This window comes from Actinoplanes derwentensis (assembly GCF_900104725.1).
Taxonomy (GTDB): Bacteria; Actinomycetota; Actinomycetes; order Mycobacteriales; family Micromonosporaceae; genus Actinoplanes; species Actinoplanes derwentensis.
Genome location: NZ_LT629758.1, coordinates 74,238 through 93,276 on the forward strand (window position 1 = coordinate 74,238; position 19,039 = coordinate 93,276).

The following is a 19,039-nucleotide window of genomic DNA, read 5'->3' on the forward strand; positions in this document are numbered from 1 at the left end:
CGACCCGGAGTGTGACCCGGGTCTCTCGGTGACAGCCATTAATGCAAACGGTTGCGGTGGTGTCAACGCCCTTCTATGTCGTGGCTGTTGCCTGATGATCACGTAGTGTGGTCAAACGTGGACAAAGTAGAGCCATGCATTGACTTTGGTCGTGGTCCCCTCCCTAATCTGTTGCAAACGTTTGCCGACAGGAGGCGACGGCATGACCCTTCCCCCTCGCCGCCGGTACGCCCTCGTGGGCGCCGGCTCCCGGGCCGGGATGTTCCTGCGGGCGATCACCGGCGACCACGCGGACGTGGCCGAACTGGTCGCCATGGCGGACACCAACCCGGCCCGCCCGGCCGTCCACAACGAACGCCTCGCCCGCCTCGGCGTGCCACCGGTCCCGGTCTACGACGCGGCCGACTTCACCGAGATGCTCAAACGCGAGCGTGTCGACGTGGTGCTGGTCGCGACCGTGGACCGCTACCACGACCACTACATCGAAGCGGCAGTCGACGCCGGTTGCGACGCGATCACCGAGAAGCCGATGACCGTCGACGCGGCCGGCTGCCGCCGCATCCTGGACGCCCAGCGGCGCACCGGGCGCGACGTCCTGGTCACCTTCAACTACCGCTACAACCCGCTGCACGAGGCGGTGAAGCGGATCATCGCGTCCGGCGAGATCGGTGAGGTCGGCTCGGTCCACTTCGAATGGCTGCTCGACGTGCGGCACGGCGCCGACTACTTCCGCCGCTGGCACCGCGAGAAACAGAACTCCGGCGGCCTGCTCGTGCACAAGGCCGGACACCACTTCGACCTGGTCAACTGGTGGCTCGACGACAGCCCCGACCAGGTCTTCTCGGCCGGGCGGCTGTTCTTCTACGGCGAACAGGGCAAACGCCACGGCTACGCCCGTGACTACGACCGGGCCCACGAGGCCGCCGAGGCGCAGGGCGATCCGTTCGCACTGCGGATGGCCGACGAACCCGCGATGAGAGAGCTCTACCTTCAAGCCGAGCAGCACGACGGCTACCACCGTGACCGCAACGTCTTCGCCCCCGGCGTGACCATCGAGGACGACATGGCGGTGCTGGTCCGCTACACCGGCGGCGCGTCGATGAGCTACCACCTCACCGCCTACGCGCCGTGGGAGGGCTACCGGGTGATGTTCAACGGCAGCAAGGGGCGCCTGGAACTGGAGGTCGTCGAGAGCGACCACGTGGCCCCCGGCGCCGCGTCCGGTGTCAAAGGCGAACCGGGCGCCGAGTCCACCGCCGAACAGGGCTTCAAACGCCTGCTGGTCCGGCCGTTCTGGGCACCGCCCCGCGAGATCGAAGTGGACGGGCTCGCCCGGCACGGCCACGGCGGCGCCGACGTCCGGATGCTCGCCGACCTCCTCCGACCCGACACCCCCGAGGACCCGCTCGGGCGGACCGCGAACGCCGTGGACGGCGCCCGTGCCCTGCTCACCGGCCTGGCAGCCAACGAGTCCCTGGCACAGGGCCAAGCCGTCCGCGTGCACGACCTTCTAGATCTCAAGGACTTCAGGTGACCGACGAGAACCATCTGTTCCCCGCCGAGCCGATTCAGCGGCAGATCGCGCGTGAGCTCTACACCCACGCGAAGGACCTGCCCCTGATCAGCCCACACGGGCACGTCGACCCGGCACTGCTCGCCGACGACGTGCCCTTTCCCGACCCGGCCCGGCTGTTCGTGGTCCCCGACCACTACGTGACCCGGATGCTGGCCAGCCAGGGCATCCCACCGGCCCGCCTCGGGGTGCCCAGCGTGGACGGCACGGACGTGGAGACCGACGGCCGGGCGATCTGGCGGCTGCTCGCCGAGAACTGGAAGCTGTTCCGGGGCACCCCGTCACGGCTCTGGACCGAGAAGGTGCTCGCCGACGTCTTCGGCATTTCCACAATCCTTTCCGCCGGTACGGCCGACGAGGTCTACGACGAGCTGTCGTCCCGGCTCGCCGAACCGGACTACCGGCCGCGTGCCCTGTTCACCAGGTTCAACATCGAAGTCCTGGCCACCACCGAGAGCCCACTGGACGACCTGCACGCACACGCCAAACTGGCCGCCGACGGTTGGGGCGGCCCGGGCGGCCGGGTGATCACCACGTTCCGGCCGGACAACCTGGTCGACCCGGAGTGGCCGGGCTGGGCCGGGCGGGTCGCCGACCTGGGCGTGCTCACCGGACTCGACGTCGGCACGTACTCCGGTTTCCTGTCCGCGCTGCGCAGCCGCCGCCAGGCCTTCATCGAAGCCGGGGCGACCAGCTCCGACCACGGCCACCTCACCGCCCGGACGCTGGTCCTGTCGGACGCCGACGCGGCGGTGCTCTACCGCAAAGCGCTCGGCGGTGGCGCTGACGCGGCCGAGGCCGAGGCGTTCCGGGCACACATGCTGACCGAGTTCGCCCGGATGTCGCTCGACGACGGCCTGGTCATGCAACTGCACCCGGGTTCGGTGCGCAACCACAACACCGCGCTGTACGAGCGGCACGGGCGCGACACCGGCGGCGACATCCCGTCGGCCACCGACTACGTGCACGCGCTGCGCCCACTGCTCGACGCGCACGGCACCGACCCCCGGCTGCGGATCGTGCTGTACACCCTGGACGAGACCGCGTTCAGCCGGGAACTCGCCCCGCTCGCCGGCGGCTACCCGTCGCTGTACCTGGGCGCGCCGTGGTGGTTCCTGGACAGCCCGAACGCGCTGCGCCGGTTCCGGGAGTCGGTCACCGAATCGGCCGGCTTCTACAACACGTCCGGGTTCGTCGACGACACCCGCGCGTTCTGCTCCATCCCGGCCCGGCACGACGTGGCCCGCCGCATCGACGCCGGCTATCTCGCCAAACTCGTCTCCGAGGGCACGCTGCCGCTCGACGAGGCCGCCGAGACCATCGCCGACCTGGCCTACCACCTGCCGAAACGAGTCTTCCGGCTGGACGGTGCGGCATGAGCCTGAACCGGGCGGCGCTGGACTCCCTCAAACCGGAGAACCGGCCCGCCGTCACGCCCGGCTCGGTCCGGCCCGGCGTCGTCCACCTCGGGCTCGGCGCCTTCCACCGGGCCCACCAGGCCGTCTACACCGAAGCCGCGGTCGCCGCTTCCGGCGGGAACTGGGGCATCATCGGGGTGGCGCCCCGCTCCCGGGAGATCCTCGACAAGCTGCGGACCCAGGACGGGCTCTACAGCGTCCTGACCGTGGACGGCACCGGCGACCGGGCGAAAGCGGTCGGCATCCACGGCGGGTTCGGGCACGCGGCCGGTGATCCGCACGGCGTGGTCGCGGCGATCGCCGACCCCGGCATCCGGATCGTGTCGATGACGGTGACCGAGAAGGCGTACCGGCTCGACCCGGCGGGACGGCTGCTGCTCGACGAGCAGTTGCGGGCCCAGCTCACCGGACAGGCGCCGCCGACCACCGTACCGGCGCTGCTGGTTCGTGGGATCCTGCGGCGGCACGCCGCCGGTGCCGGGCCGCTGACCGTGCTCTGCTGCGACAACCTGCAAGGCAACGGCGCGCGGATCCGTGGCCTGGTCGAACAGGGGCTGGAGGTCGCCGGGGCCACGCTGCCCGCCGGGGTGGCCTTCCCGGCCACCATGGTCGACCGGATCGTGCCCGCCACCAGCGCGGATCACATTCGCCGTACGGCCGTCGCGCTCGGTGCCCACGACGCGGTCCCGGTCGTCGCCGAACCGTTCACCCAGTGGGTGATCGAGGACGACTTCCCCGGCGGCCGGCCCGGCTGGGACGGCGTCGGCGCGATCATGACCGGCGACGTCACGTCCTGGGAGAAGCTGAAGCTGCGGGCCCTCAACGGGGTCCACTCGGCCTGCGCCTACCTCGGGGCGCTCGCGGGCCGCGAGCTGATCGCCGACTCCCTGCAGATCCCGGGCCTGACCGCGCTGCTGCGCCGGTTCATCGCCGAGGACATCGCCCCCACCGTCCAGCCGCCCGAGGGCGTCACGGTGATCGGCTACGGCGACACCTCGCTGGACCGGTTCGCCAACCGCGAACTCGGGCACCGCAACATCCAGGTCGCGATGGACGGCAGCCAGAAACTGCCGTACCGATTGCTCGGGACCATCGCCGACCGGCGGCGCGACGGCGCGTTCCCCGGCTGGGCGGTGTTCGTGCTGGCCGCCTGGATGCGCTTCGCGCGGGGGTACGCCGACTCCGGCGCGAGCCTCCCCCTGGACGACCCGCTCGCCGGCCGGATCCGGGAGGTGCTCGCCGCCGCCCCGGACACCCCGGCCGGAGTGGTCGGCGCGCTGCTGGCCCTGGACCAGATCTTCCCGCCCGCACTGGCCGGCGACGACGAACTGCGCCGGGCGCTGATCCGCTGGTACGGGGAACTGGAGAGACACGGCGTCGAAACGACCGTCCGGAGCCTGGCGTGACCACCCGGGTCGCCCTGATCGGCGCCGGTGGCCACGGACTGTGGCACCGCCGGGTCCTCCAGAAGCTGTGGGACGACGGCCGGATCAACGTGGTCGGCCTCTGCGACCGGCAACCCGTCGAACCGGCTCCGGACGCGCCACTGGACGGGGTGCCGTTCTTCACCGACCACGGCGACCTGCTCGCCACCGCGTGGCCGGACGTCGTGGTGGTCTGCACTCCGCCGCACACCCATCTCGCACTGGCCCTGGACGTCTTCGCCGCCGGAGCGGACCTGCTGCTGGAGAAGCCGCCGGTGATGTCGCTCGCCGAACACGAACGGCTGGCCGCGGCGGTCACCGCCGGCAACCGGGTCCTCCAGATCGGGTTCCAGGCGCTCGGGTCGGCGGCCCTCGCTGAACTGTGCGTGGCCGCCCCGGCCGGCGACATCGGGGTGTCCGGGGCCTGGTGGCGGCCGGACAGCTACTACCGCCGGGTGCCGTGGGCCGGGCGCCGGTCCGTCGACGGGCGGCCGGTCTTCGACGGAGCTCTGGTCAACCCGTTCGCGCACGCCCTGATGCAGGCCCTGGCGGTCGCTGATTCCGGCCTTCCGTTCACCACCGCGAAGATCGAACTGGAACGGTACCGGTCCCGGGACATCGAGACCGACGACAGTACGTTCCTGCGGCTCACCGCAATCGACGGGCGGCGGATCACGATCGCGGTGACACTCGCCTCGCGGGTGTTCATTCCCGGGGAGATCCACGTCGGCGACGCGGTCCTGGAATACCCGACCGACCGGCTCAGACTGCCCGGCGAATCCGATTTCACGCACGTGCCGGGCCGGGCCGGACTGCTGGAGAACCTGATCGACCACCGCGACGACCCGGAAGTGCCGTTGCTGGCGCCACTGAAACGAACCGCTGGATTCACCGCGGTCGCCGAGGCGATCGTGACCGCGCCGGAACCCGTGACCATTCCCGATGCATTCCGGGAACCGCATCCGGACGGGGGCGGATCGGTGGTGACCGGAATCGACCAGGTGATCCGGGACGTGGCCGACAGCGGGCGATTGCCGTCCGAACTCGGCGTTCCCTGGGCGCGCTGACTGTTTTACCGGCTCTGCCCACCCGTACCCACGAATGGCTGTTGATCTCATGGAAAGGAGAACCGTGCGCACCGCTCTCGCCGCGACCATCGGCCTCGTCCTCACCGCCGGTGTCGCCTCAGCCCCCGCTCTCGCCGCCCCACCCGGGGTGCCGTCCCAAGCCCGGGAGGTCCTGCCCGCGAACGACGGATGGGCGGCCGCCACCACCGGCACCACCGGCGGTTCAGCGGCCGACGACACGCACGTCTTCGTCGTGCGCAACCGGGCCGAACTGGCCGCCGCCCTGGCCGGTGGCACCGACCCCACCCCGCGGATCGTGCTGATCAAAGGCACCATCCGGGCCAACGAGGACGACGCGGGCACTCCACTGACCTGCGCCGACTACGCCGACCCGGACTACAGCCTGGACCGTTACCTGGCCGCTTACGACCCGGCCGTGTGGGGTCGCGCCACCCGGCCGACCGGCCCCCTCGAAGAGGCCCGGGTCCGGTCGCAGCGCAACCAGGCGGCCCGGGTGCAGTTGAAGGTCGGCGCCAACACGACCGTCTACGGCCTGCCGAACGCGCGCCTGATCGGCGGCAACCTGCTGATCCAGAACGTCGACAACGTGATCGTGCGCAACGTGCGTTTCGAGGACGCCGCCGACTGTTTCCCGGCCTGGGACCCGACCGACGGTTCGGCCGGGAACTGGAACTCCAACTACGACCTGATCACGCTCACCGGGGCGACCCACGTATGGGCCGATCACAACACGTTCAGCGACGGCGACAACGTCGACGCGAGCCAGCCGCAATACCTGGGCCGGCCCTATCAGGTGCACGACGGGGCGCTCGACGTCATCCGCGCCTCCGATTATGTGACCGCCTCCTGGAACAATTTCCAGGAACACGACAAGACGATGCTGATCGGCTCCAGCAACACGGTCGGCGCGGACGTCGGGAAACTGCGCGTCACCCTGCATCACAACCGTTTCGCGAACATCGGCCAGCGGGTGCCCCGGGTTCGTTTCGGGCAGGTCGACGTCTACAACAACTACTACTACCAGACCGATGAACAATCGTATTCGTATTCGTGGGGTGTGGGCGTCTACTCGGCCGTCTACGCCGAGAACAACTTCCTGCTCCGCAGCGCGGATCTGGCCCTCGACGACATCGTCTACGACTGGGGCGGCACGGCGATCACCGAGATCGGCACTCTGACCCGGGTCGGCACCGGAGGGGTTCAGGCGGTCAGCCTGGTCGGCGAGTACAACGCCACCCACGACCCCGACCTGGGCACCGACGCCGGCTGGACACCGGTGCTGCGGGCCGGGCCGGTCACCGCGACCGCTGACGTTCCGGCGCTGGTCGGCAAGGGGGCCGGCGCGGGACGGCTGTGATCGCCCGGGATTCCCGGCCCGTTTACCCGGCGGACCGGGAATCCCGGAACTACGCTTGCCACCATTCCCGGCATTTCCGTAATGTTCGGAGTGGCTTCCATGCGTCTCGCTGTGCTCCTCACCGTCAGCCTCCTGCAGCTCACCGGCCTCGCCGTGCCGGCCTCCGCAGCCGTCCGTACCCCACCCGGTGCCGGCTCCGCGACCCTGGAACGGATGCGCCGTCAGGTCACCGCCGACACCGGTGCCGCCGAAGTGCCCTGCTGGCGCAACCTCAGCATCAGATCAACCGCCAACGGCCGGTACGTGTCGGCCGAGATCGGCTGGAGCGGCGCCCTCCACGGCACGCTCCGGGCCCGCGCGGTGACCGCCGGCAAATGGGAGAAGTTCATCGTCTGCCGTGACCCGGGCACCGGGATCACCAACATCAAAGCGCAGGCCAACGACGACTTCGTCTCCGCTGAACTCGATTACGCCGGAGCCCGCTACGGCCTGCTGCGCGCCCAGGCCGACAAGGTCGAAGGCTGGGAACGGTACTACTCCAACAGCGCTCCCGGCGGGCAGTTCTCGTTCTACGCCCGGAGCACCCGGCGGTGGATCGCCGCCGAGGTCACCTTCACCGGAACCCTCAACGGAGTGTTGCGTGCCAGGTCCACCAGCGTGAGCGCCGAGGAGACCTTCACCTGGTGAGAGCGGCATTAAAGGCGTAAGTCCCCGAACCTTAAGTTTTTCTTTATTCCGGACTTCGGTGATCCGTGGTTGGGAGCGTTCCCGTATGGACCGATCGAGAAGGTGGTCCAAGAGGAAGGCACGCACATGAAGCGGTACCGAAGCAACGCTGGTGGATCCAACACACGGCGCTGGCGCGTCGCGGGTGTCGCGGGTGTCGCGGTGGCGCTGGTCGGTGCGGGCCTGGGTGTCGCGGCCGCCGCCGACAATGCCATCCCCACGGTGAACTGCCCGACTGTCGCCGACAAACTGGGCGCCGTACCGGCCCAGGCGCAGGCCGAGATCGCCCGCAACCTCGAACTGCTGAACACGCAGATCACCGAAGCCAACAACCGGATCCGCACCACGCAGGGACAGGGCGGCGCCGCCTTCATCCAGAACGCGATCCTCGGCCCGCTGAAGGACAAGCGGTTCGCCACGATCAACCGGATGGAGACGGCCATCGGCCGGACCATCGCGAAGCCGGACCTGAACGCCGAAGGCCTGTCGACCTGCTCACTCAACGCCGAAGGCGGCGGCGACGTCTCCCCGGAACCGACCGAGGTCCCCGAGGCGTCCGTCTCGTCCGGTGCCGCCGTCGTCGCCGACGTCCCGACCGTGAACTGCCCCGACGTCGTCATCGACGTGGCGATTCCGGCGCAGGCGCAGGCCGAGATCGACCGGAACCTGGCTCTGCTGGACACCCAGATCGACGAGGCCAACACCCGGATCAAGAACACCGTGGGCCAGGGTGGGGACGCCTTCATCCAGAACGCGATCCTCGGCCCGCTGGAGGACAAGCGCTTCGCGACCATCAACCGGATGGAGACGGCGATCGGCCGCAACGCCGCCAAGCCGGACCTGAACGCCGAGGCGCTGGCACCCTGCTCGCTGAACGAGGCCGGCGACGGTGCCGAAGCCGGTGGTGACGAGGCCGCCGAGGAGCCGACCGCGGCCCCGACTGCGACCGTCCCCGCAGGTAACGCCGGCGTCAACGACGGCACCGCCACCGTGAACTGCCCCGAGGTCGTCATCGACGTGGCGATTCCGGCGCAGGCGCAGGCCGAGATCGACCGGAACCTGGCTCTGCTGGACACCCAGATCGACGAGGCCAACACCCGGATCAAGAACACCGCCGGCCAGGGTGGCGCCGCGTTCATCGACAACGCGATCCTCGGCCCGCTGGAGGACAAGCGCTTCGCGACCATCAACCGGATGGAGACGGCGATCGGCCGCAACGCCGCCAAGCCGGACCTGAACGCCGAGGCGCTGGCACCCTGCTCGCTGAACGCGTGACGCGTGACGCGCGACTCGTGACGCTCGCTCGACTCGTGACGTGACTGGAGTGGCCCGGCTGTCCGACAGCCGGGCCACTCTCGTTTCGTTGTCATCGAGGGATGACAATGACCGCATGGGAAAGCCTGAAGTCCTGGCCCGAGTGGACGCCGACCTCGACCGTGGCCACACCCACCTCGCCGCGCAACGCCTCAACAGCTTGATCGCGGGCGATCCCTTCGACCTCTCGCTGCGCATCCGGCTCCGCGACGTGCACCGCCGGACCGGCAATCACGCCCAGGCCGGGCGCTGGGGATACCTCACCGAGGACGTCACCCCGGCCGAACTCGGGGCTTTCGCGAAGGCGTACTACCGCTCGGACGCCGACCAACTACGGGCCCTCGGGCTGCGGGGTGACCGGCCGCGCGGGCTCGGGCCCCTCGCCGAGGGCCGCCTGGCGGCTCTGACCGACGGCCCCCGGCCATCAGCGGCCGTCCCCGATCCACCGGGGCCGGCCCCGTATCCGGTTCCGCAGGCCGCGGCCACCCGCCGCACCGCGTCGCCGGCTCCCGACATCCTCGCCTCGGATTTCGCCGGCGCGATCATCCTGCTCCTGGTGGCGATCCTGACGGGCATCGGCGTGGTGACGGTGATCAGCTGGTTCCTCTGACCCGATTTTCAGCGGCCCTGCCCCGCTTTGGCCCGCCCGGCGTCCCGGGTTCCTTCGCGTCGCGTTCAGCGGCCTGGCACCCCGCCGGGGGTCTCCGCGGCGAAGAGGCCGTTCAAGCCGGAGACCGCCGCCTCCCGTTCACGGGCTTCGAGGGCCTCGCGTTCCACGTTCTGGGCCTCCTCGACCATCGCCTCGGCCGCCACCGAAGCGACGTGGGAGCGGTCGCGCACCTGAACCGCCTCGGCGACCGCCTCCTCGTAGGCCTGCAGCGCGTCCCGCACCCGGCCGTCGTCGATCTCCACCGCCGCCGGGCCGGCCGCCGACCAGATGCCGTTGAGCTGCTCGACGGTCAGCTCGCCGCGCCGGTAAGCAGCCAGCGCCGCCCGCTGGACCAGCAGATGCGTCTCGTCGGCCGTGGCCACCCGAGCCTCCCAGCGCGCCTCCAGGAAACGGTCCTCGGCCCGGTCCCGCTCACCGGCCGCCTGCGACGCCCGATGCCAGGCGTCGTCGGCCTCCCGCACCGCGCGCCCGGCGGCGGCCCGCACCGCCCCCGCCTCGGTCAGCATCTCGTCCGGCTCGTCCGGCACCCGTCGCGGTCTCTGCCAGGCGGCCACCACGGCCACGCAACCCAGGATCACCACGATGACGGCGGCCGCTCCAGCCATCCACGTCCAGACCATTACTTGCGAAGCCTCCCCAATGAACCTTTTCACCCGACACTAGGCCGAAGCCACCGAGTCTGCCTCGCGTCGTGGATCACGAATCGATGGCATTGATCGCTCAGTGATAGCACTATCCGATAGCCTCATGCGCCACCTGTGGATCGCGGATCACACCTGTGGACGGCCGTCCCGGCCGTAACACCGGCGTGGTAGAAATCGCGCCGACAGATATCGATCAGGGAGGGTCTCGTGTTGCCAGCGAGCACAGACACGATCGCCGCATCCGGCGGCGCGGGAGTCCGGGCCGGCGGCAGCGTGATCGTCTACCTGTCCGTGAGCCTGCGCTCCCGCCTGCGAGAACGCGCCGCGGCCACCGGCCGCTCCCACACCCAACTGGTCTTCGACGCCCTCAACGCCACCCACATGCGGCTCGACGGTCTGCTCGGCGCGTTCCCCGCGCAGCCCGGCCTGGCAGACGGCATCTTCCTCGCGCAGCGGTCCGGGCGGCGCCTGCACCGGGAGGACCGGGTGCAGGTGTCGATCCGCCCGCATCCGGCCAACCTCGCCGTCATCGATGAATTGGCGGCACGGCACACTACCGGCAACCGCTCCGCGTTGATCGCCACGGCGCTCGACGAGTTCCTCCCCGCCGGCATTCCGGCACCCCTGAAAGGCGTGACCCCGTGAAGCAGCTCAACGACCTGACAGCGGACTTCTGGCGAGATTACGCCGCCTTGGTCCTCCTGGCCGCGGGCCTGCTCGGGGTGGTGCTGCTGATCGCCCTCGGGATCTGGGCCAAACGGTCGAAGAAGCCGCTGCGCCCGATCGCCCTGGCGTTCAGCATGAACCTGGCGCTGCTGCTCAACGCCGAGGGCATGTGGGTCATCGCGATCGACCAGCTGAAACTCCCGGCGATCTTCGCGGTGCTGGTCTTCGCCGTCTTCGAGATCTGTTTCCTGACGGCGACGTCACTCGCCGCCGAGCAGTACCGGCGGACGTCCGTCTACGCCGCTGACGGAACGATCGTCACCCCCGGCCACCCCGGCCCGATGCTGTGGATCGCCGCGCTCATCGCCGGGCTGTCCGGCATCATCGTCGCCAGCAACGCGGCCACCTTCACCGAGCAGCTGCTGCGCCTCGCCGTCCCCTGCATGATCTTCCTGATGTGGTGGGCGGCCCTGACCGCCGCCGGCCAGCGGGTGCGCCGCGGACGGTTCGCCTACAGCCCCCGCCGCCTCGCCGAGCGCTGGGGTTTCCTCATTCCGGACGACGACCCCGATCTGGTACGGATGGGAGCCGACCGTCAGACCCGCCGCATGGTCGTCAACTACCACCGCGTCAGTGCCGGCCGTTTCCCCAAGTCGTTCTGGCGCAACCGCCTGCTCAAGGACGCCCGCACCGCCGGGGAACCGGTCGTCGAAGAGGTCATCGAACAGCTCGCCCGGATCCAGCGCGTGATGGACCTGCTCGTGCCCGGCGCGGTCCGGATCAACGTGCCCACCCGCCCCGAATCGCTGCGATCCGCGGCCACCGGGCCCGCTCTGTCGGCCGCCGCACCGGAACCGGCCGCCGCCGCCCCGGCCGCTGCTGCCACCGCAGTTCCGGTGCCGTCGCAGGTCCCGGCATCCGCGCAGGCCGTGCAGTTCGTCGAGCCGGTGCGGTTCGTGCAGCCCGCCACCGATCCGGTCGACACGGTGGTCCCGGCTGACCTCGAACCGGCCGTCGCGGTCGTGCCCGCACAGCGCACCGCCGCATCCTCCGCGCTCTCCGTACCCGCGTCACCCTCGGAGCTTCCGCCGGTCGCTGTCGCCCAGCCCGTTGCGGTCTCCCCGTCGAACGGGGTCCCGCAGCCGGCTGCGGGACCCCCGTCGAACGGTGTCGCTCAGCCGATCACGGTCTCGCCGTCGAACGGTGTTCCTCAGCCGGTTGCGCTCTCGTCGTCGAACGGTGTCGCTCAGCCGGTCAGTGCTCTTGCACCGGCCATCGCCGCGGCCAAGGCCGCCGCGGCTCGGGAGGACGGCGTCTCCTCGGAGACCGTCGCCGCTCTGCGGGCCGTCGTCGCGGCGCAGGCCTCCTACCCGGCCCCGCGCGCCGGGGAGAGCGCCACGGTTCCGGTGGCGTCGGTGTCACCCGTCCCCGAGCAGCCGGCCCCGGCGCAGCCCGCCCCGCCCGCGATCCCCGCGTGGGCGTCGACCGGCACCGGTGCCCGCCCGGCCGTGAGTATCGCCGGTTCGCCCTGGTGGCGGCTGGCCGTCGACCGGCTGAGCAAGCTGGTCGCCCAGGAGATCAGCGCCGAGGACCTGCCGGAGATGAACTACCTGCGGATCAACGAACTGGCCCGCAAACTCGCGCCCCGGGTGTCCGAACTGGGCGAGGGCGTGGTCCGGACGTTCATCGGCGAGTACGTCCGGGAGCTGGACGGCGAACACGTCGAATCGGCCTACCCGTGGCGTGACTTCCTGCCGGCCCCGGCCGCCGCCCAGCTCGGTTCGGACGCCTGGCTCGCCGCCCTCGCCGACCTGCGCACCGCCCTCGAGGAGGAACTCGGCGAAGGCCAGCCGATGGACCCCGACGAGCTGTCCGCTGTGCTCGCACCGAGCGCGCCCCGCCTCGACGAGGGCACGGTCCGCGCCTTCATCGGCGACTACGTGCTGGCGCTGAGCGGTATGTCCGCGGCCGGTGCCGGCCAGCCGTGGGCCGAGCTGATGCCCCGCCCGCAGTCGGCTCGCCCGGCCAGCGACGAGGATCTGCTGGAGGTGCACGGTCCCGAACTGTTCGAGCACCTGCGCAGCACCGGCCGCCTGAGCCGCTACAAGGTCCAGGCCGTGACCGGAATCAAGAGCCGGGTCCAGGCCGACCGGATCAAGGCGACCATAGAGGAACGATCCGCCGAAACCGCCACCGCCTGACCACGAGGCGACTGACGAGCCGTAGTGGGAGAACCGCCCGAGCCGATCGGCTCGGGCGGTTCTTCGTTCCCGACTTCTCATGAAGGTGCCCCGGCGGGGAACAGGAGATCGGGCGCGATGTCAGGCGCGGGACCGTCAGGCCGGGGGTGGCCTGTCAGGCCGGGCGGGTGTTGCGGCTTGTCAGGCTGGGGTGGACAGCCAGACTGAGCGGGTGCTGCGGACGGTCAGGCCCGGGAGGGCGCGCAGCACGCGGGCGTCGTCGGCGAGCAGTGTGTCGAAGGTGGCGCGGTCGTCGGCGGAGAGGCCTTCGGCGACGCCGGTGCGGAAGCGCCGCAGGGTGGCGACGGCGTAGCGGACAGCCTGGGCGGACAGCGGCGCGGACAGGTCGACCACCAGCTCCCGGGAGTCCCGGATCTTGAAGCCCGCGGCGCTCAGCCGGGCCGCCCAGTCCGAACCCTGGTGCGGCAGATGTTCAGCGCGGGCCTGATCCGCGATGGCGTGGCAACGGTCCTCCAATCCGGGGCGGCCGAGACCGATGTCGGCGGGCAGGAACCGTGGCACCGACTCCATCTCGATCATCGCGAGCAGCCCGCCGGGTCGAAGCACTCCGCGGATGCCGGCCAGTACCCGTTCCGGGTCACCCATGTGATGCATCGATGACGCCGCCCACACCAGGTCGGCCGCACCGATCTCCGGCCAGCCCGCGTCGAGGTCGGCCTGTCGGGTCCGGATCCGTCCGTCGAAGCCGTGCCGCCGGGCACTCTCGCCGAGATGAGTCAGCATGTCGGCCGAGGTGTCGATGGCGGTGACGGTGGCTTCCGGGAAGCGGCGGAGCAGCGCGAACGTCCCGGTCCCGGTGCCCGCGCCGATGTCGACGACGTCACGAACCGGACGGTCACCGGCCAACTCGGCGATCCGGTCGGTGAGCTCGGCCAGATGCCCGGCGGTGACCTCGGCATCCAGATCGAGCATCTCCGTCATCTCATGCGAGAACCCATGAGCATGCTCGGACCCGTGCGCATGGCCGGACCCGTGACCGGTCCCGTGCGCATGGCCGGACTCGTGTCCGTGTCCGGGGCTGGCGGTGTGGTGGTGACCGGGGGAGTGGTGTTCGTGTGCCATGCGACCGACTGTAGGCCCACTTTGCGCTGAGCGCATACACTCTTGCGTATGACGCAAGACGCTGAGGTGGACGCGCTCGTCCGGGCCCGGATTCGGGGGCTGCGGCTCGCCAAGGGCTGGTCCCTCGACGATCTGGCGGGCCGCTGTCATCTGAGCCCCTCGACACTGAGCCGGATCGAGACCGGGCACCGGCGGATCGGCCTGGACCAGCTCACCGCCATCGCCCGAGCGTTGGGGGCGAGCCTGGATCAGCTCGTCGATTCCGGTGGTGACGCCGTGGTGATCAAGCCGCATCACCACCCGGAGCGGGGGATCACGACGTGGGTGCTAGCCGGTGAACAGGGCCGCACCGGGATGACGGTGGCCCGGATGCGGGTCACCCGTCCGGCGTCACGACGGCCCGAGGATCTGCGGGTGCATCCGGGCAAGGACTGGTTCACCGTGCTGTCCGGCACGGTGGAACTGGTTCTCGGCGACCGTCTCGTGGTGGTCGAAGCGGGCGAGGCGGCCTCGTTCTCGACGATGGTCCCGCACTCGTTCGGCGCCCGCGGCGGCCCGGCCGAGGTGATCGCTGTCCTGACCCCGGACGGCGAGCGCACCCACGTCGACAACTGAAACCCGAAACCCACCGGAAGACTGGTCAGTCCGGGGTGGTGGGGGCGGTGCAGCTGGAGCGCCAGATCAAGGTGGCGTCGGCGGCCTCGATGTGGGGTTCGGCGCTGTCGCCGAGGGCCAGGGCCATCGCCCGTTCGCCCATCTCGACCAGGGGAAGTTTGACGGTGGTGAGGGCGGGCGTGACGTCCCGGGCGATGGGCATGTCGTCGAATCCGGTCACCGAGATGTCGTCGGGGACGCGGATGCCGCGTTCGCGGAGGGTGGCCAGGGCGCCGACGGCCATCGAGTCGTTCAGGGTGATCAGGGCGGTCAGGTTGGGCTGTGCGTCGAGGAGCCCGGCGGTGGCGGTGGCGCCGCCGTCGCGGGTGAAGTCGGAGTAGACGATCCGGGACGCGGGCAGTGGGACGCCCAACTCGTCGAAGGCGCGGCGGAAACCGGTGAGCCGGTCGGTGGTGGTGGTCAGGTAGCGGGGCCCGGCGATCACCCCGACGTCGCGGTGCCCGAGTCCGAGCACGCGCAGGCCGAGGGCGTGGGCGCCGATCTCGTTGCCGGGCAGGACCGCGCTGCCGACGAGCCGGTGCCGGCCGATCACCGCGACCCGGCCGCCGGCCTGCTGGTACGCGTTGAGTTCACCGTTGAGCCGTTCGGTGAACTGGTCGTCGTGGTAGCCGGAACCGGCCAGGATCAGCGCGTGCACCTGCTGGGCGCGCAGCAACCCGACGTAGGCCAGTTCGCGTTCCGGTTCCCGGTAGCTGTTGCAGATCACCAGGAGCCGGTCGTGCGCGCCCGCCTGGCGTTGCAGCCCGCGGGTGATCTCGGCGAAGTACGGGTCGGAGACGTCGTGCACGATCACGCCGACCGCGGATTTGCGGGGGCGGGCCACGTTCTGGGCGTGCGCGTTGGGCACGTAGTGCAGTTCGCGGACCGCGGCGAGGACCCGCTCACGCAGGTCCTCGTTGACCTTCTTCGCGCTGTCGTTGATGACGCGCGAAACGGTCGCCGGGGACACCCCGGCAAGCCGTGCGACATCCGCCAGGGTGACCGCCATCCGCACAGGTTAGCGGGACAGCAACGTCAATGTGTCCACGACCCGGTTGGCGAAGCCCCACTCGTTGTCGTACCAGGCCACCGCTTTGACGAGCCGGCCGTTCGCGGCGGTCAGCAGGGAATCGAAAACGGACGACGCGGGGTCGCCGGTGATGTCCGAGGAGACCAGTGGATCGGTGGAGTAGACCAGCACACCGCGCAGTGGCCCGGACGCCGCAGCCTCGAACGCGCTGTTGATCTGCTCGACCGTCACCTCCCGGCTGACCAGGGCGTTCAGCTCGACCAGGGAGCCGACCGGAACCGGGACCCGCACCGAGTACCCGGCGAGTCTGCCGGCGAGGCGGGGCAGCACGGCCCCGATCGCGGTGGCCGCTCCGGTGGTGGTGGGCGCGATGTTGACCCCGGCGGCCCGGGCCCGGCGCAGGTCGCGGTGCGGGCCGTCCTGCAGGTTCTGCTCCTGGGTGTAGGCGTGGATCGTGGTCATCGACCCGGCTTCGATGCCGGCCAGGTCGTCGAGGACCGAGGCGACCGGGGCGAGCGCGTTGGTGGTGCAGGAGGCGTTGGAGACGATCCGGTGGCGGGCCGGGTCGTAGTCACCGTGGTTGATCCCGTACGCGATGGTGATGTCCGCGTCCTTGGCCGGTGCGGTGACCAGGACCTTGCGGGTGACGTGCACTCCGGCGCCGGCGGTGAACCGGCCGGTGGACTCCACGGCCACGTCGATGTCCTGCCAGGGCAGCCGGGCCGGGTCGGGCTCGGCGGTCACCGCGATCTTGCGGCCGTCGACGATCAGGTGGTCCCCGGCGGCTTCGACCGTTCCGGGGAACCGTCCGAGGGTGCTGTCGTAGCGGAGCAGATGGGCGAGCGTACGGCTGTCGGCCAGGTCGTTGACGGCGACGATCTCGACGTCCGTACCCCGCTGGATCGAAGCTCGTAAGACACTGCGACCGATCCGGCCGAATCCGTTGATGGCGATTCTCATGCCGTCGACTCTTCGCCCCGGCCGGCTGTGAAAAAAGTCGCGGAAGCGCCGGATCCCGCAAGCTTTCCGCCAAACTCCCTGCGGTACTCGGTCGGTGTCGTCCCGAGGATCCGCTGGAAGTGCAGCCGCAGGTTGGCGCCGGTGCCGAGGCCGACGTGCCCGGCGATCTGCTCGACGCCCAGCGCCGAACTCTCCAGGTACCAGCGGGCCATGTCGACGCGGGCCCGCAGGATCCACTGCATCGGGGTGTAGCCGGTGTCCTCGACGAACCGGCGGCCGAACGTGCGGGTCGACACCCGTGCGTGCCGGGCCATCTCGGGGACACCGATCGGCTCGTTCAGACGCCGCAGGGCCCATTCGCGGGTGGCGGCGAAGACGTCGCCGAGAGGTTCGGGCAGGCTGCGCGGGACGAGCTGGGGCTGGCCGCCGCTGCGGTAGGGCGCGGCGATGATGGTCCGGGCCACGTCGTTGGACGCTTGCACGCCGTGGTCGCGGCGGATCATGTGCAGGCACAGATCGATGCCGGCGGCGAGTCCGGCCGAGGTGAGCACGTCCCCTTCGTCGACGAACAGCACGTCCGAAACAACCGATATTTCGGGATAAAGGCGTTGCAGAGTGGCAGTGCGCTGCCAGTGTGTCGTAGCCCGCCGCCCGTCGAGCAACCCTGCCGCCGCGAGCGCGAACGCCGCCGTGCAGATCGAGACCATCCGGGATCCGCGGGCTGCCGCGCCACGTAGAGCGTCGAGGACCGGCAAGGCCGGCGGAGACTCGTAGGTATTGAAAGCGGTCACGACGACGGTGTCCGCGTCATGCAGGAGCTCCAGACCGTACTCGACCGTATAGCCGAGCCCGTCCCGCCCCGGAACCGGTCCGGGGGTGACCGAACAGTGCCGCAGTTCGTACCCCAGGCCGTGCCGGGGCGCGAAGATCTGGCTGATGATCCCCACGTCCAGGGGATTGGCACCCGGTAATACCAGGACCGCGATTCGATGTGGTCGCACACAACAATCCTGCCTGGTGCCTGGAAACGCTTTTGTGGCGCGTGTACCGTGGGTCGGTCGCGGAAAGGACGGTCAGCGATGAGGGAAGACCGGAACCGCTCGACCGGGCGCCCGACCTTGGAAGAGGTCGCAGCCCGGGCCGGAGTGGGTCGTGGGACCGTGTCCCGGGTTGTCAACGGGTCGGCGCAGGTGAGCCCCAAGGCGCGATCGGCAGTGCAGGACGCCATCGACGCTCTTGGTTATGTACCGAACCGGGCGGCCCGAGCGCTCGTCACGCAGCGCACTGACTCGATCGCTCTGGTGATCTTCGAGTCGGGGGAGCGGTTCTTTGCTGAGCCGTTCTTCGGCCGGATAGTGCAGTCGATATCGTCCGTGCTGGTGGCCCGCAATCTGCAGATGGTCCTGATGATCGCGCAGGCCCCCGAGGAACGCCGTCAGCTCGAGGGTTACCTGACCCGCCAGCACGTCGACGGCGCCCTGTTGCTCTCATTGCACGGTGACGATCCGTTACCGGCGGTCCTGGAGGAGCGGGGGGTGCCGACGGTCCGCGCCGGCCGGCCGTACCACCCGGAACCGGTCAGTTTCGTCGACGCCGACAACCGGGCCGGGGCCCGCGCCGCCGTCACCTACCTGCGGGAGCAGGGCCGCCGCTGCATCGCCACGATCACCGGTCCGCTCGACATGGCGGTGGGTATCGCCCGGTTCGACGGTTACCGCGACGTGGTCGGCGAGGGACCCGCGGCCCGCGGCGACTTCGGCGAGCTGAGCGGCGCGACCGCGATGGAATGGCTGCTCCAGCAGTACCCACAGATCGACGCGGTCTTCTGCGCCTCCGACATGATGGCCGCCGGTGCGCTGCGCGTGCTGCGCCGGGCCGGGCGCCGGGTGCCGCAGGACGTCGCAGTCGTCGGTTTCGACGACTCGGTCGTCGCCCGGCACACCGACCCGCCGCTGACCAGCGTCTATCAGCCGGTCGAGCAGATGGGCCAGGAGATGGTCCGCCTCCTGCTCACCAAGATCGACGGCGAAGAGCACACCGACTGGGAGACCGTGCTCCCGACCCGCCTGATCTTGCGTGGGTCCGCTTAAAACCTTTCATTTTGTACGGTCGTCAGCAGCCCCGCCTCCACCCCGCGAGGTGGGCGCGGGGCCGGGACCGATGCGCGGCTGCCGGGCCGAATGCGGTGGTCC

At 70.3% G+C, this 19,039-nt stretch carries 17 protein-coding genes; 12 read left to right on the forward strand and 5 right to left on the reverse strand.

The features are described from left to right. Window positions 1-202 precede the first annotated feature (202 nt). From BLU81_RS00370 to BLU81_RS00405, 8 genes are all read left to right on the forward strand, one after another. Window positions 203-1,534, forward strand: coding sequence for a Gfo/Idh/MocA family protein (locus BLU81_RS00370; protein WP_092540519.1), 1,332 nt, complete (start codon window positions 203-205; stop codon window positions 1,532-1,534). After that, complete coding sequence (uxaC, locus tag BLU81_RS00375; protein WP_092540521.1) at window positions 1,531-2,952, forward strand: glucuronate isomerase; 1,422 nt, start codon at window positions 1,531-1,533, stop codon at window positions 2,950-2,952. Before BLU81_RS00370 ends, uxaC begins: the two co-directional genes overlap by 4 nt. Further along, complete coding sequence (locus BLU81_RS00380; protein ID WP_092540523.1) at window positions 2,949-4,397, forward strand: mannitol dehydrogenase family protein; 1,449 nt, start codon at window positions 2,949-2,951, stop codon at window positions 4,395-4,397. Before uxaC ends, BLU81_RS00380 begins: the two co-directional genes overlap by 4 nt. Continuing rightward, window positions 4,394-5,482, forward strand: coding sequence for a Gfo/Idh/MocA family protein (locus BLU81_RS00385; RefSeq protein ID WP_092540525.1), 1,089 nt, complete (start codon window positions 4,394-4,396; stop codon window positions 5,480-5,482). The genes BLU81_RS00380 and BLU81_RS00385 overlap by 4 nt, the downstream gene beginning before the upstream one ends. Window positions 5,483-5,546: 64 nt before the next feature. Continuing rightward, window positions 5,547-6,860, forward strand: a complete 1,314-nt coding sequence (locus BLU81_RS00390) for a pectate lyase family protein (protein WP_239135552.1) — start codon at window positions 5,547-5,549, stop codon at window positions 6,858-6,860. 99 nt (window positions 6,861-6,959) lie between these two features. Next, window positions 6,960-7,547: a fascin domain-containing protein gene (locus BLU81_RS00395; RefSeq protein WP_157751047.1), complete on the forward strand. Its 588-nt coding sequence runs from the start codon at window positions 6,960-6,962 to the stop codon at window positions 7,545-7,547. Window positions 7,548-7,673: 126 nt separating this feature from the next. Next, window positions 7,674-8,861: a hypothetical protein gene (locus BLU81_RS00400; protein ID WP_092540532.1), complete on the forward strand. Its 1,188-nt coding sequence runs from the start codon at window positions 7,674-7,676 to the stop codon at window positions 8,859-8,861. Between the two features lie 115 nt (window positions 8,862-8,976). Continuing rightward, a complete protein-coding gene (locus BLU81_RS00405; RefSeq protein ID WP_157751049.1) occupies window positions 8,977-9,510 on the forward strand; it encodes a DUF6584 family protein in 534 nt (177 codons plus the stop codon). 65 nt (window positions 9,511-9,575) lie between these two features. Here the strand turns inward: BLU81_RS00405 and BLU81_RS00410 are convergent, their stop codons facing one another. Next, entirely contained in the window at window positions 9,576-10,175 is a 600-nt protein-coding gene (locus BLU81_RS00410) for a hypothetical protein (RefSeq protein WP_157751051.1), read from the reverse strand. A gap of 249 nt (window positions 10,176-10,424) precedes the next feature. Here BLU81_RS00410 and BLU81_RS00415 point away from each other — a divergent pair, with 249 nt between their 5' ends. Together BLU81_RS00415 and BLU81_RS00420 are read left to right on the forward strand one after the other, a co-directional pair. Further along, on the forward strand, window positions 10,425-10,859 hold the full coding sequence (locus tag BLU81_RS00415) for a hypothetical protein (RefSeq protein ID WP_157751053.1): 435 nt from the start codon (window positions 10,425-10,427) through the stop codon (window positions 10,857-10,859). Beyond that, the gene (locus tag BLU81_RS00420) at window positions 10,856-13,081 is read left to right on the forward strand and encodes a polycystic kidney disease 1-like 3 (RefSeq protein WP_092540540.1); all 2,226 of its coding nucleotides are present in this window, start codon (window positions 10,856-10,858) and stop codon (window positions 13,079-13,081) included. The genes BLU81_RS00415 and BLU81_RS00420 overlap by 4 nt, the downstream gene beginning before the upstream one ends. A 180-nt stretch (window positions 13,082-13,261) precedes the next feature. Here BLU81_RS00420 and BLU81_RS00425 read toward each other — a convergent pair whose 3' ends face one another. Continuing rightward, entirely contained in the window at window positions 13,262-14,053 is a 792-nt protein-coding gene (locus BLU81_RS00425) for a class I SAM-dependent methyltransferase (protein ID WP_197686088.1), read from the reverse strand. Window positions 14,054-14,251: 198 nt separating this feature from the next. Here BLU81_RS00425 and BLU81_RS00430 point away from each other — a divergent pair, with 198 nt between their 5' ends. Continuing rightward, complete coding sequence (locus BLU81_RS00430; protein ID WP_092540544.1) at window positions 14,252-14,818, forward strand: helix-turn-helix domain-containing protein; 567 nt, start codon at window positions 14,252-14,254, stop codon at window positions 14,816-14,818. A gap of 25 nt (window positions 14,819-14,843) precedes the next feature. On the opposite strand, the gene BLU81_RS00435 is transcribed toward BLU81_RS00430, so the two are convergent. From BLU81_RS00435 to BLU81_RS00445, 3 genes are read right to left on the reverse strand one after another with little or no spacing between them, the layout of a single operon-like run. Then, window positions 14,844-15,866 (reverse strand): LacI family DNA-binding transcriptional regulator, encoded by a 1,023-nt coding sequence (locus BLU81_RS00435; RefSeq protein WP_092540546.1) that lies wholly within the window; start codon window positions 15,864-15,866, stop codon window positions 14,844-14,846. Between the two features lie 9 nt (window positions 15,867-15,875). After that, window positions 15,876-16,847 (reverse strand): type I glyceraldehyde-3-phosphate dehydrogenase, encoded by a 972-nt coding sequence (gap, locus tag BLU81_RS00440; protein WP_092540548.1) that lies wholly within the window; start codon window positions 16,845-16,847, stop codon window positions 15,876-15,878. Next, complete coding sequence (locus BLU81_RS00445; RefSeq protein WP_092540550.1) at window positions 16,844-17,848, reverse strand: GlxA family transcriptional regulator; 1,005 nt, start codon at window positions 17,846-17,848, stop codon at window positions 16,844-16,846. Before BLU81_RS00445 ends, gap begins: the two co-directional genes overlap by 4 nt. 78 nt (window positions 17,849-17,926) lie before the next feature. On the opposite strand from BLU81_RS00445, the gene BLU81_RS00450 reads away from it, so the two are divergent. Then, entirely contained in the window at window positions 17,927-18,937 is a 1,011-nt protein-coding gene (locus BLU81_RS00450; protein ID WP_092540552.1) for a LacI family DNA-binding transcriptional regulator, read from the forward strand. The last annotated feature ends 102 nt before the right edge of the window (window positions 18,938-19,039 follow it).